Here is a 13,130-nt window from a genome sequence, read left to right as displayed (position 1 = left end):
AGGAGATTATCTCTACCATCTTAAGATATCAAAAAACTTATTTGAAGCGAGTAAATACATTAAGGCAATATGAATAATGATTAAAACAAAGGCAATTGGAGCTTGTTTTTTAATAACAGCATTAGGATCTTTGATTTCCATTAGGGCAACCGGCAAGGAATTGAAGTTAGCTGCCATTGACATTAATAGGGTTCCACAAAAACCAGCAGTTATAGCTCAAGCACTAGCCACAATTGGATCAGCTCCTAAAGCAAAGACAAAAGGCACACAGATACCTGCAGTAATAACCGTAAAGGCAGCAAAGGCATTTTCCATAATCATGGTAAAGATAACCATTCCAAGAACATAAGCTAAGACACCACCTGCACCTACAAAGGTATTTTGGGCAAAGAAGTTACCGAAGTTTTCGTTAGCGGCAGCCATTGCTTTGATATCATCTTTTTCTTTATCAGACAATTCTTCTCCAACTTTAGCAGTTGAAGCAGCTTCTCCCATTGGTTGAATTAAAGGACGAACGAACTGAGGATGTCCACCAAGTCTAATGGAGAAGAGACCAGCAAATTCACGAATAATGATGTAAAGAGTGAAGAAGCGTCCCACTGTTAAAGCACGTACTTTCTCAATCAGTTGGGTAGCGCGATGCTTTAAACCATAGGTTTCAGATAAACCGATTAGGGGTAAAGTGATAAAGAAAATGGTCAGCAAACGCTGGTTAGTAAATTCTTTTCCTAAAATTTCCAGAAAATCAGTAAATGAAATCCCAGAAACCAGGGCAGTAACAAGTCCTGCAACAACTACGGTAGCGATTGTATCAAATTTTAGGATAAAACCTAAAACAATAATCACGATACCGATTAATTTAATCCATTCCATGATAGACTCCTTTTTTTAAATATTATGAAGTTTATAACATTGGTTTTCAGAATTTGCAAAGTGACTTTTACTAGCAGGTTGATCAAAAGAAGTTTCTATTGCCCCTTAAAACGTACGAAAAGCCTAGAAAAAGCTAGCTAAAGTCATTAATTATAGTAATGTAAGCAGTTTTTCTTTTTTGAAAAAATTATGGAAATGTAGGTGTCACTAAGCCATAGCTAAGTTATTTTTTTTACTTACATACTATTATTTTACAGGCCAAGAAAAAACAAACTAACAGTTATGATAGTTTGTTCTTAATTCTTTATGAGCATTTTCTTGCAATACTTTTCTTAGTGGGAGTAGAGATCTAGGGATCAAACTCTCCCTGACACTAGAGCCAATCTAGTAAACTAAAAAATGATGAGCAAGAGAGGTCATCACTTTTTTATCTTCAAAACAGCTGCAAGACAATCTGTTTTTTACTTGTTTAGGTCAATAACTTCAATCTTATAGCCGTCTGGATCCTCAATAAAGTAAAATTGGGTAGACTGATCTGACAGACCTTTGATGTCCGTCACAGAATAGCCTGCTTTTTTATGATTTTCATGTCTTTTCTCAAAATCTTTTGTACCAAGAGCTATGTGTCCATAACCATTTCCTAGGTCATAGGCCTCATGCCCATAGTTGTAGGTTAACTCTAGTTCGTAGCTGTCATCTTCTAAAGCTAGATAAACTAGGGTAAAGCGGTCATCTGGAAAATCTTTACGACGCTTTTCTTTGAAGGGGAAAGCCTCTGTGTAGAAAGCAATGGATTTTTCCAAATCTTTAACACGGATACAGGTATGTAGTGACTTCATATGATTCTCCTTTTATTTAATGACAGAAATAACTTCTTCACGTGGCTTACGCGTCTGGACATGTTTAGGGTCACGCAGGCGATAGCCTAGTGATAAGATACTAGCAATGCCTTCTTTTTCCGGATCAATAATCCCATGTTTGGCTAAAATCATATCCACTTTTTGGTAGTCAAAACCTTCAATTGGGCAGGAGTCAATTCCCATTAGGGCTGCACTGGTCATCATGCTTCCTAGGGCAATATAGGTTTGTTTAGAGGTCCAATCAAAGAGCGCACGAGGATTGTCAGCCATTTTCATATCGTTTTTTTGGAAAGCCTCATAGGTTTTTAGCCGGCTATCCATAGGCTCGCCCTCTGTAATCCCTCTTCTAATCAGACTTTCTCTTATTGATTTGCCGTCATATCGTGCATTTTTTTCAGCCATCAATAAGATAAAATGACTGGCTGTTTCTAACTGGTACTGAGCGCCCCAAGCAACTTCTTTAATTTCAGCCTTTATGGCTTCATTTTCTAGAACAATAAAGCGCCAACCTTCTAGTCCAACTGATGAAGGACTTCTCCAAGCAACATCTAATAAGAGCTCCACATCCTTATCTGGAATCTTCTGATCATTGTAAACACGAACAGCTGTTCTGAAATAGAGACTGTCTTTAATTTTTTCTCTAATGGAATCCATATAGTCTTACCTCTTAACATTTTATAATGTAATGATAGCATAAAGCATAATTGAAAACAAAAGGGAGACTCTTTTTCTGCATCTTTAAGGAAAAAGTCCACATATAAAGAAATTATTCAATATGGCAATGAAAAAGGGGGCAAAACCTCCTTGGACGTTAATCCAAAGCTCTTGATATTGCTTATAACCAACTAGAAGTCTTCCATGAGATGGGAATTGATGCCCTCCGCCTTGATGAAGGTTTCACTGGCTATGAGGAGGCTATACTCACACATAACCCTTATGGGATCAAAATTGAGCTCAACATTTCTAGGGGACAGGACTATATTGATATGGTGACAGACTTTGGACCCAACAAGTCTCAACTTGTAGGCTCACATAATTTTTACCCTCAGGCCTATACAGGCTTGACTCTTGACTATTTTCTGGCAACAGCGCAGCAATACAAAAGACACAATTTGCAAACAGCTGCCTTTATTGATAGCCCAAATGGTCAGGTCGGCCCATGGCCAATTTCAGATCGAATAGTATCAGCAGAGGTCCAAAGAATCATGTCTTTGTCGGCTCAAGTGTTTCTTTTAAGAATGGCAGGTCTGATTACATGATACGCTCCAGCCAACCGAGAATCACCTATAAAGCGCATGCTATTGCCCCTAAAAACACTAAGGACATTAAAGCTGGTATGGTAAGTATAGGTAATGATCTTGCCGGTCAATACAAAGGAGAACTTCAGATAGCCCTGAAGGATCGTCCAAAAGATGGTAGGCAAAATATTCTTGTCTATATAGCTGAAGAAAACCTCATCTTGCTTCAATACTTAAAGGTCTGGCATAGTTTTACCTTTCGTCAAGAAAGAAAATAGTAAAAAGACCAGTTTGTAAGGCTGGTCTTCTCTTTTTATCCCTCAAAGTAGAGGAGTTCTTTTGGTGTTTTTGTAAAGGGTTGGAAGCCATTTTTTGTCACGTAACCACAATCTTCAATGCGGACTCCAACTTTTTCTGGGATGTAGATGCCTGGTTCAACTGAGAAGCACATACCTTCTTCAATAACCAGATCATTTCCTGCCATGATTGAAGGGTATTCATGGACATCCATTCCTAAACCATGACCGAGACGATGGTTGAAATACTGACCGTAACCAGCCTTTTCAATAACATTGCGGGCTGCTGCATCAACCTCTGCCGCAGTGACTCCTGGTTTAATAAAGTCCTGCGCACTTAGTTGAGCTTCTAAGCATAAGTTGTACATATCAATTTTGAATTGATCAGGCTTACCGACAGCTACAGTTCTGGTCATGTCACTGGTATAGCCCAGTGTTTCAACTCCTAAATCAAATAGTAGGAGGGCATTGTTTTCAATCAGGTTGGTTCCTGGAATGCCATGAGGATTGGCAGCGTTGTTACCAGTTAGAACCATTGTTTCAAAGCTCATCTTGTTAATGCCTTGCTTTTTCATTCCAAATTCTATTTGTGCAATGATATCTGTTTCTGTATGGGCTAAGGAAATATTATCAAATCCAATTCTTACAGCCTTATCAGCAAAATCTCCAGCCACCAACATTTTTTCAATTTCATCAGCTGATTTGATGAGTCTCATTTTCTGAACAAGTGGTGTTAGGTTTTCAAAATGTCCTGAAAAGATACTTTGTAAACCTTGAAATTTTGTCAGATTAAGATGATCAAATTCAGCATAAATCTTTTTGACGTCTGTGTGTGGTAAGACAGTTTTCATTTTTTCCCATGGATTTTCTGAATCCATATAAGCAAAGACTGGGAAATCAACAATAGAACTAGCCCTTGCCAGCTCTAAAGCAGGCACAAAAAGAAGCGGATCTGACTGATGGTAGACAAATAGAAACATTTGACGTTCATGAGGATCACAAGAAAATCCACTTAAGTAGTTAACTGTTACGGGATCAGAAAAAATAGCTAATTCTGCTTTTTCATGATCTAAAAATTGCCTTATTTGATCTAATTTTGTCATTGAATTACCTTCTTTCTTTCTCTATTCTTCCAAAAAAACAAGAAAAAATCAAGCTTTCTAAAAGTTTTTGAAAAAGTTTTCAAATTCTGCCCTTTATTACTTGAAAGTGGTTACAATTAATGCTAAAATACTTTTGAAAGCGTCATTTTCATATAGAAAGGAAGAATAAGTAATGAACACAGATGATACAATTACGATTTACGATGTCGCGCGTGAAGCAGGTGTTTCAATGGCGACAGTTAGCCGTGTTGTAAATGGAAATAAAAACGTTAAAGAAAATACTCGTAAAAAAGTTTTAGAAGTCATTGATCGTTTGGATTACCGTCCAAATGCTGTAGCAAGAGGACTTGCAAGTAAGAAAACAACCACCGTTGGTGTAGTTATTCCAAATATTGCAAATAGTTATTTTTCTATTCTTGCAAAAGGAATTGATGATATTGCTGCTATGTACAAGTACAATATTGTCTTAGCTTCTAGTGATGAAGACGATGATAAAGAGGTCAATGTCGTTAATACCTTGTTTGCTAAACAAGTTGACGGTATTATCTTTATGGGTCATCATTTGACTGAAAAGATTCGCGCTGAGTTTTCTCGTTCAAGAACGCCAATAGTATTGGCAGGTACAGTTGATTTAGAACATCAGTTGCCAAGTGTTAATATTGATTACAAGGCTGCAGTTGTAGATGTTATTGACATTTTAGCTGAAAACCACAAAGAAATTGCCTTTGTATCTGGTCCACTGATTGATGATATTAATGGTAAGGTGAGACTTCCAGGTTATAAGGAAGGCTTGAAGAAAAATGCCCTTGATTACAAAGAAGGACTTGTTTTTGAAGCCAACTACTCTTATAAGGAAGGCTTTGACTTAGCCCAACGTGTGATCAATTCTGGTGCTACAGCTGCCTATGTTGGTGAAGATGAACTAGCAGCTGGACTTCTTAATGGTCTCTTTGAAGCTGGTAAAAAAGTTCCAGAAGATTTTGAAATCATTACAAGCAATGATTCCCCTATCGTTGAGTACACACGTCCAAACCTAAGTTCAATCAGCCAACCTGTCTATGATTTAGGTGCAGTAAGTATGCGTATGCTTACTAAAATCATGAATAAAGAAGAACTTGAAGAAAAAGAAATTCTTTTGAATCATGGTATCAAACGTCGAGGAACTACAAAATGAACTTTAAATCTGTCTGATAAAGGCAGATTTTTTTTGGAAAGAAATGCCTAGCTCAATCCCCCCTTATACTAAGGATATCAGCCTTCAGGCTGATATTTTCTAGAGATAGTGAAAAAACGTGAAAAATAGTCTATAATAGAAGATATGAAAGTCTTACTTTATTTAGAAGCTGAAAATTATTTAAACAAATCTGGGATAGGCCGGGCAATTAAGCATCAAGCCCGAGCTCTATCTTTGGTGGGACAGGAATACACAACTGATCCCAATGATGACTATGATTTAGTCCATATCAACAGCTACGGATTTAAGAGTTGGAGATTAATGACAAAGTCCCAAAAAGCTGGCAAAAAAGTGGTCATGCATGGCCACTCAACAGAAGAAGACTTTAGAAATTCATTCATTTTTTCCAATCTATTGTCTCCACTCTTTAAAAAGTACCTTTGCCTCTTTTACAATAAGGCTGACGCTATTATCACACCAACACCTTATTCTAAGTCTTTGATTGAGCATTACGGCATCAAAAAACCCATTTATGCTATTTCAAATGGGATTGATTTGAATCAGTATGGCCCAGATAAAGAAAAAGAAGCTGCCTTTCGCCATTATTTTAATATCAAAGAAGAAGAAAAAGTCGTTATGGGGGCCGGCTTATTCTTCATGCGAAAAGGGATTGATGATTTTGTCAAAGTCGCAGAGGCCATGCCAGATGTCCGATTTATTTGGTTTGGACAAATAAGCAAGTGGCTGATTCCTTCAAAAGTTCGCAAAATTATCAATGGTAAACATCCTGAAAACCTTATTTTTCCAGGTTATATCAAGGGTAGTGTTTATGAGGGAGCAATGACAGGCGCTGATGCCTTCTTATTTCCCAGCCGAGAAGAAACAGAAGGGATTGTGGTCTTAGAGGCTCTGGCAAGCCGTCAAAATATAGTTCTTAGAGATATTCCAGTCTATTTAGGATGGATCAATCAGGAGAGTGCGGAACTAGCAAGTGATGTTCCTGGCTTTGTAGCAGCCCTAGAGAGAATTTTTTCAGGTAAGAGTAATAAAGTAGAGACAGGTTATAAAGTAGCGCAAAGTCGCAGTATTGAAAAGATAGCTTTGGAGCTAGTAGATACTTATCAAAAAGTAATGGAGTTATAAGATGCACATAGGTCTATTTACAGATACTTATTTTCCCCAGGTATCGGGAGTCTCAACCAGTATTCGAACCCTAAAAGAAGAACTGGAAAAACAAGGACATGAAGTTTATGTCTTTACCACAACAGATAAGAATGTCAAACGATTTGAAGATCCAACAGTCATACGCTTGCCAAGTGTACCCTTTGTCTCATTTACAGACCGTCGGGTAGTCTATCGTGGTTTGATATCTTCTTATAAAATAGCAAAGCAGTATGATCTAGACATTATTCACACCCAAACAGAGTTTAGTTTAGGTTTGTTGGGGAAAATTGTCGGCAAAGCTTTGAGAATCCCAGTTGTCCATACCTACCACACCCAGTATGAGGATTATGTTGGTTATATCGCAAATGGTAAATTGATCCGCCCAAGCATGGTTAAGCCTATTTTAAGAGGCTACCTCAAGGACTTGGATGGGGTCATTTGCCCTAGTAGAATCGTTTTAAACCTCTTAGAAGGTTATGAGGTGAAAATACCTAAACGTATTATTTCGACAGGTATTCCCCTAGAGAAATATGTTCGAGATGATATCACTGATCAAGACATAGCAAAGTTAAAAGCAGACTTAGGCATTGCTGAGGATGAAACATTCTTATTGAGCCTTTCTCGGATTTCATTTGAAAAAAATATCCAGGCCATCATCAAACAAATGCCCGATGTTTTAGAAGTCAATCAGAAGATCAAACTGGTCATTGTTGGTTCAGGTCCCTACTTAGAGGATTTAAAAACTCTGGCAGAAGAAAGTGGAGTAGCAGATTCTGTTATTTTTACAGGTATGGTTCCCCATGAAAAGGTCAGTCATTATTATAAGGCTTGTGACTTTTTTGTCAGTGCTTCAACAAGTGAAACCCAAGGTCTCACTTACATAGAAAGTTTGGCTAGCGGCCGACCAATCATTGCACAATCGAACCCATACTTGGATGATTTGATAACAGACAAAATGTTTGGAACCCTCTATCAACAAGAGTCAGATCTTGCAGATGCCATTATTGATGCCATCTTAGAGACCCCAGAAATGAATCAAGAGCTGCTAGATCAAAAACGTTTTGAGATATCATCCCAGCACTTTGCTCAGTCCATCTACACTTTCTATTTGGACACGCTCATTTTAAAGAATAAAAAAGAGTATAAGAAGTTATCGCTTTATGTGAACGCTTCTGAAAAAAGAGAACCCATGAAGTTAGTTCAAGATGCTAGCTATCTACCAAAGAGAGCTGCTAAAGCAACTGCTCAGACTTCAGTCAAGGTTTTCAAAGCCCCAATCAAACTTGTTAATGCCATTAAGGACTTTTTAGATTAAGGCAAAGTAGGCTGTCAGTTAAATTTCTCTCCTTTCAAAAATCAAGCCCAGAAGATTAACAATTTCCTATTGAAATATTTAGAAAACTTGTTATAATGAAAGGGAAGATATGTTAGATTAGATGATGACCTTAGCGAGTGTTGGTTGGTGAAAAGAACACAAGATATCTAGTGTAATACTCCTTCCATGGATTTTATGCAAACATAAAAGGGTGGTTCCCTTATCGCCATTAGAGGTGCACGGCATGTTTTTTGTCCTGCATAAATTAAGGTGGAACCACGTAGTCTTTACGTCCTTTGGGACGTAGAGACTCTTTTTTTACAAAAAAGAGGACAGGCTTGGAAGAAGAGCCAGACTACTTTGCTCATGGAAGGTCTAATAAACTTGGTTGGTCAAGCTGTAAGCTTTCTGATCAAGGCTAGGTCCATCCTTGAAGCTATTAGTGGGTTCAAGGTTTGATATCATTCTAACAGTTATTAAGAAAAGGAGAGACATATGATTAAGATTTCATTTCCAGATGGTGCAGTGCGCGAGTTTGAATCTGGTATTACAACTTTTGAAATAGCCCAATCTATTTCAAATTCTTTGGCTAAAAAAGCCTTAGCAGGTAAATTTAATGGGCAACTGATTGACACCACACGTCCTATTGAAGAAGATGGTGCTATTGAGATTGTAACCCCTGACCATGAGGATGCCTTTGAGGTTTTGCGCCACTCGGCTGCTCACTTGTTTGCTCAAGCCGCTAAGCGTCTTTTCCCAGAGCTACATTTAGGGGTTGGACCAGCTATTGCTGATGGTTTTTACTACGATACTGATAATGAAGCAGGTCAAATTTCAAACGAAGACCTTCCTCGTATCGAAGAAGAAATGAAAAAAATCGTCAAAGAAAATCACCCTTGTATCCGTGAGGAAATTAGTAAAGAAGAAGCTTTGGAGCTCTTCAAGGATGATCCTTACAAAGTTGAATTAATCAGTGAGCACGCTGACGATGCAGCAGGACTTACTATTTATCGTCAAGGTGAGTTTGTTGACCTCTGTCGTGGCCCTCATGTGCCATCAACTGGTCGCATTCAAGTCTTCCACTTGCTTAATGTGGCAGGTGCTTACTGGCGTGGAAACAGTGACAATGCCATGATGCAACGTGTCTATGGTACTGCTTGGTTTGATAAAAAAGATTTAAAAGCCTACCTAACACGCTTGGAAGAAGCTAAAGAACGTGATCACAGAAAACTTGGTAAGGAACTTGATCTCTTCATGATCAGCCAAGAAGTAGGACAAGGACTTCCATTCTGGCTACCAGATGGGGCAACTATCCGTCGTACCCTAGAACGTTATATCACTGACAAAGAGTTGGCTTCTGGTTACCAACATGTTTATACCCCACCACTAGCCTCAGTTGATCTTTATAAAACTTCTGGTCACTGGGAGCATTACCAAGAAGACATGTTTCCAACCATGGATATGGGTGATGGAGAAGAATTTGTTCTTCGTCCAATGAACTGCCCTCATCATATTCAGGTCTATAAAAACCATGTTCACTCTTACCGTGAGTTGCCTATTCGAATTGCTGAGCTTGGGATGATGCACCGCTACGAGAAATCAGGTGCACTATCAGGACTTCAACGTGTCCGTGAGATGACTCTTAATGACGGGCACCTATTCGTCACACCAGAGCAAATCCAGGAAGAATTCCAACGTGCACTGCAATTAATCATCGATGTTTATGAGGACTTTAATTTAACAGATTATCGTTTCCGTTTGTCATACCGTGATCCTAAGGATACAGAAAAATATTATGACAATGATGAGATGTGGGAAAATGCTCAAAGCATGTTAAAAGCAGCTCTTGATGAAATGGGTGTTGACTACTTTGAAGCTGAAGGTGAAGCAGCCTTTTATGGTCCTAAACTTGATATCCAAGTTAAAACAGCTCTTGGTAATGAAGAAACATTGTCAACTATTCAGTTAGACTTCTTACTACCAGAACGGTTTGATTTGAAGTATATTGGTGCTGATGGGGAAGAACACCGACCAGTGATGATTCACCGTGGTGTTATCTCAACCATGGAACGTTTCACTGCTATCTTAATTGAAACTTACAAAGGTGCCTTCCCAACCTGGTTAGCCCCTCATCAAGTAACCGTGATCCCAATTTCAAATGAAGCCCACATTGATTATGCTTGGGGAGTTGCTAAAGTGCTCAAAGACCACGGAATCCGTGCAGATGTTGACGATCGTAATGAGAAAATGCAATACAAGATCCGTGCTTCACAAACCAGCAAAATTCCTTACCAATTAATTGTTGGAGATAAGGAAATGGAAGACAAATCAGTCAATGTTCGTCGCTATGGAAGCAAGGCAACACATACTGAAACTATTGAGCAATTTGTAGAAACAATCTTAGCTGATATTGCCCGTAAATCAAGACCAGATGCCTAATCACTTTAGTTAATAACAGGAATGACTTAGTCTCATCAGAGGTTAGTTTTTTGGCTCTTTGTCAACTGTAGTGGGTAGATGAAAAGCTAAGATCTAGAGAGTATCAAATTGGTACTCTCTATTTTGATGTTCAAAGCAATCAAAATACTTGTTTTATAGTTTTCAAAGTTCCGAAATCCAAAAGCATTACGCTTAATGACTTTAACGTTATTTCGAAACTCACGAGAAAAGCGAAGAAAATGATTGCGAATAGTAGCTTGTGTACGTCCATCAAGAATCGAGATGATTTTAAGGGAGTCAAAATTTTGAGCAATAAAGCTTATTTTCCCTTTCTTAAAGCTATATTCATCCCAAGACATATGAGTGGGTAGTTTTGTTAAATCAGTTTTAAAAGTGAATTCATTGAGCTTTCTGATAACTGTAGATGTAGAGATGGCATGATTCTTGGCAATATGGGCATTTGGGTGCTTGATAATCAAGTTTGGCGATAATTTCTTTATGACTTCCGCAATCTAAATAGTCAGAAATAGTGATGTTAGGGTCTTTAATTCCTAGAGTGTTTGTGATAAAATCAAATTATTCCATATGATACCTTTCTAATGATGGTTTAGTCGCTTTTCATTATAGGTCATATGGGACTTTTTTGATGTGAAAAATTTCAATAACAAAAAATACTCTATATCTCTTTTGTGGATTTATCCACTACAGAAATTATAGAGCCAGTTTTTTTAGATTTTGTGACTAAGCTTAAAAAAAGATTAAGAAAGCGCTCGCTCAAGCATTGTAAGCGTGTTATAATTGCCTAACAATAGGCTATTAGTCTTAATAAATCAAAGAGAAAGCATGAGGAAAAGTGATGACTATGATTGAAGTTTCCCATTTGCAAAAGCATTTTGTTAAAACGATCAAGGAGACTGGTTTAAAGGGGGCGCTCCGTTCTTTTATCAATCCGCAAAGAGAGACTTTTCAGGCTGTTAAAGATATAAGCTTTGAAGTGCCAAAAGGACAGATTTTAGGTTTTATTGGAGCCAATGGCGCAGGCAAATCAACCACCATCAAGATGTTGACAGGTATCTTAAAACCAACATCGGGCTATTGCCGCATTAATGGAAAAATCCCTCAGGAAAACCGACAAGACTATGTCAAGGACATCGGTGTTGTCTTTGGGCAACGCACGCAATTATGGTGGGACCTGGCCTTGCAGGAGACCTATACGGTTTTAAAGGAGATCTATGATGTACCTGAAAAAGATTTTCGTAAGCGTATGGACTTTTTAAATGAGGTCTTAGATCTAAACGACTTTATCAAGGATCCTGTTAGAACTCTGTCTTTAGGTCAGCGGATGCGGGCTGATATTGCCGCATCTCTGCTTCATAATCCTAAGGTTCTCTTCTTAGATGAGCCAACCATTGGCCTTGATGTTTCTGTTAAAGATAATATCCGTAAAGCCATTCGTCAAATCAATCAAGAAGAACAGACAACCATCTTACTCACAACCCATGATCTAAGTGATATTGAACAGCTCTGTAGTCGGATTTTCATGATTGATAAGGGTCAGGAGATTTTTGACGGAACAGTTGCCCAGCTAAAGGAAAACTTCGGAAAGATCAAACAATTATCCTTTGACTTGGCCCCTAATCAAGAGCAGAAGCGCTCACGTTTTGAGGGGATGGAGCATATCAAGGTGGTTAGACAAGATAGTAGTCTAGAATTACAGTATGATTCTAGTTCTTATCAGACAGCTGACTTGATCCAGGCAACCATGGCGGACTTCTCAGTCAGAGATTTAAAAATGGCTGAGGTTGATATTGAAGATATCATCCGGCGTTTTTATAGAAAGGAGCTGTAATGAAAAGTTTTTGGAAACGTTACAAGCCTTTTATGAGAGCTGGTATGCAAGAGTTGATGACCTATCGACTTAATTTCATTTTATATCGGCTGGGTGATCTTATGGGAGCTTTTGTCGCTTTTTACCTGTGGAAGGCAGTCTTTGATTCCTCAGATCAAAGCTTGATTCAAGGTTTTACCCTATCTGATATGAGCCTTTATATCATCATGAGCTTTATTACCAACTTACTAACTAAGTCAGACAGTTCCTTTATGATTGGGGAGGAAGTCAAAGAGGGCACCATTATTATGCGTCTCTTAAGACCCGTACATTTTGCGGCTTCTTACTTGTTTGTAGAAATTGGGGGTAAGTTGCTGATTTTCTTATCACTGGGTCTTCCTTTTTTGATCATTTTATTTGTTTATAAGGTCATGAGTGGTTTGTCTGCCTTACTTTCCCTAACTTCCTTACTGGCTTATTTAATCAGTCTTTTATTGGCTTTTTTGATTAATTTTTACTTCAATATTTGTTTTGGTTTCTCTGCCTTTGTCTTTAAAAATTTATGGGGTTCCAATCTTTTGAAAAACACATTGATTTCTTTTATGTCGGGCAGTCTCATACCTTTGGTATTTTTCCCAAAAGTGATTGCAGATATTTTAGGTTTCCTTCCTTTTTCATCTTTGATCTATCTTCCTGTTATGATTGTTATCGGCAAGTTGTCCATGGTGCAAGTGCTAGAAGCTATAGGCTTACAGGTCTTTTGGCTACTTGTCATCCTTCTTTTTTCACAGGTGATTTGGAAAAAGGTGCAATTCTATTTGACCATTCAAGGAGGATAAT

At 38.1% G+C, this 13,130-nt stretch carries 9 protein-coding genes and 3 pseudogenes; 7 read left to right on the top strand and 5 right to left on the bottom strand.

Annotated features, from left to right (window positions below; genetic code table 11):
* Window positions 1-12: 12 nt before the first annotated feature.
* From HBN42_RS06735 to HBN42_RS06725, 3 genes and pseudogenes are all read right to left on the bottom strand, one after another.
* A pseudogene (locus HBN42_RS06735) lies at window positions 13-873 on the bottom strand (DUF969 domain-containing protein).
* Window positions 874-1,334: 461 nt separating this feature from the next.
* Window positions 1,335-1,712, bottom strand: a complete 378-nt coding sequence (gene gloA, locus HBN42_RS06730; RefSeq protein WP_165994306.1) for a lactoylglutathione lyase — start codon at window positions 1,710-1,712, stop codon at window positions 1,335-1,337.
* A gap of 12 nt (window positions 1,713-1,724) precedes the next feature.
* Window positions 1,725-2,387, bottom strand: a complete 663-nt coding sequence (locus HBN42_RS06725) for an NAD(P)H-dependent oxidoreductase (protein ID WP_165994305.1) — start codon at window positions 2,385-2,387, stop codon at window positions 1,725-1,727.
* A 99-nt stretch (window positions 2,388-2,486) separates the two neighbouring features.
* On the opposite strand from HBN42_RS06725, the pseudogene HBN42_RS10245 reads away from it, so the two are divergent.
* Window positions 2,487-3,249, top strand: a pseudogene (locus tag HBN42_RS10245) (MupG family TIM beta-alpha barrel fold protein); the annotation flags it as partial.
* Between the two features lie 35 nt (window positions 3,250-3,284).
* Here HBN42_RS10245 and HBN42_RS06715 read toward each other — a convergent pair.
* Window positions 3,285-4,370, bottom strand: coding sequence for a M24 family metallopeptidase (locus tag HBN42_RS06715; protein WP_165994304.1), 1,086 nt, complete (start codon window positions 4,368-4,370; stop codon window positions 3,285-3,287).
* 172 nt (window positions 4,371-4,542) lie between these two features.
* On the opposite strand from HBN42_RS06715, the gene ccpA reads away from it, so the two are divergent.
* The 4 genes from ccpA (at window position 4,543) to thrS (ending at window position 10,462) form a co-directional block, all read left to right on the top strand.
* Entirely contained in the window at window positions 4,543-5,544 is a 1,002-nt protein-coding gene (gene ccpA, locus HBN42_RS06710) for a catabolite control protein A (RefSeq protein ID WP_165994303.1), read from the top strand.
* A 144-nt stretch (window positions 5,545-5,688) separates the two neighbouring features.
* Window positions 5,689-6,687, top strand: a complete 999-nt coding sequence (locus HBN42_RS06705; RefSeq protein ID WP_165994302.1) for an LTA glycolipid anchor biosynthesis glycosyltransferase, IagA/BgsA family — start codon at window positions 5,689-5,691, stop codon at window positions 6,685-6,687.
* A 1-nt stretch (window position 6,688) separates the two neighbouring features.
* Window positions 6,689-8,023 carry a glycosyltransferase family 4 protein gene (locus tag HBN42_RS06700; RefSeq protein ID WP_165994301.1) on the top strand — a complete coding sequence of 445 codons (1,335 nt, stop codon included), beginning with the start codon at window positions 6,689-6,691 and terminating at the stop codon, window positions 8,021-8,023.
* 495 nt (window positions 8,024-8,518) lie between these two features.
* Window positions 8,519-10,462 carry a threonine--tRNA ligase gene (gene thrS, locus HBN42_RS06695; RefSeq protein WP_165994300.1) on the top strand — a complete coding sequence of 648 codons (1,944 nt, stop codon included), beginning with the start codon at window positions 8,519-8,521 and terminating at the stop codon, window positions 10,460-10,462.
* Between the two features lie 179 nt (window positions 10,463-10,641).
* On the opposite strand, the pseudogene HBN42_RS06690 reads toward thrS, so the two are convergent.
* A pseudogene (locus tag HBN42_RS06690) lies at window positions 10,642-11,029 on the bottom strand (ISL3 family transposase); the annotation flags it as partial.
* 289 nt (window positions 11,030-11,318) lie between these two features.
* On the opposite strand from HBN42_RS06690, the gene HBN42_RS06685 reads away from it, so the two are divergent.
* Window positions 11,319-12,311, top strand: coding sequence for an ABC transporter ATP-binding protein (locus HBN42_RS06685; protein ID WP_165994299.1), 993 nt, complete (start codon window positions 11,319-11,321; stop codon window positions 12,309-12,311).
* Window positions 12,311-13,129 (top strand): ABC transporter permease, encoded by an 819-nt coding sequence (locus tag HBN42_RS06680; protein WP_165994298.1) that lies wholly within the window; start codon window positions 12,311-12,313, stop codon window positions 13,127-13,129. The genes HBN42_RS06685 and HBN42_RS06680 overlap by 1 nt, the downstream gene beginning before the upstream one ends.
* Window position 13,130: the final 1 nt, after the last annotated feature.

Source organism: Streptococcus catagoni, from assembly GCF_011421425.1.
GTDB classification, from domain to species: domain Bacteria; phylum Bacillota; class Bacilli; order Lactobacillales; family Streptococcaceae; genus Streptococcus; species Streptococcus catagoni.
Note: the sequence above shows the minus strand (reverse complement) of the source record. Positions and strands in the feature narration are given on the sequence as shown.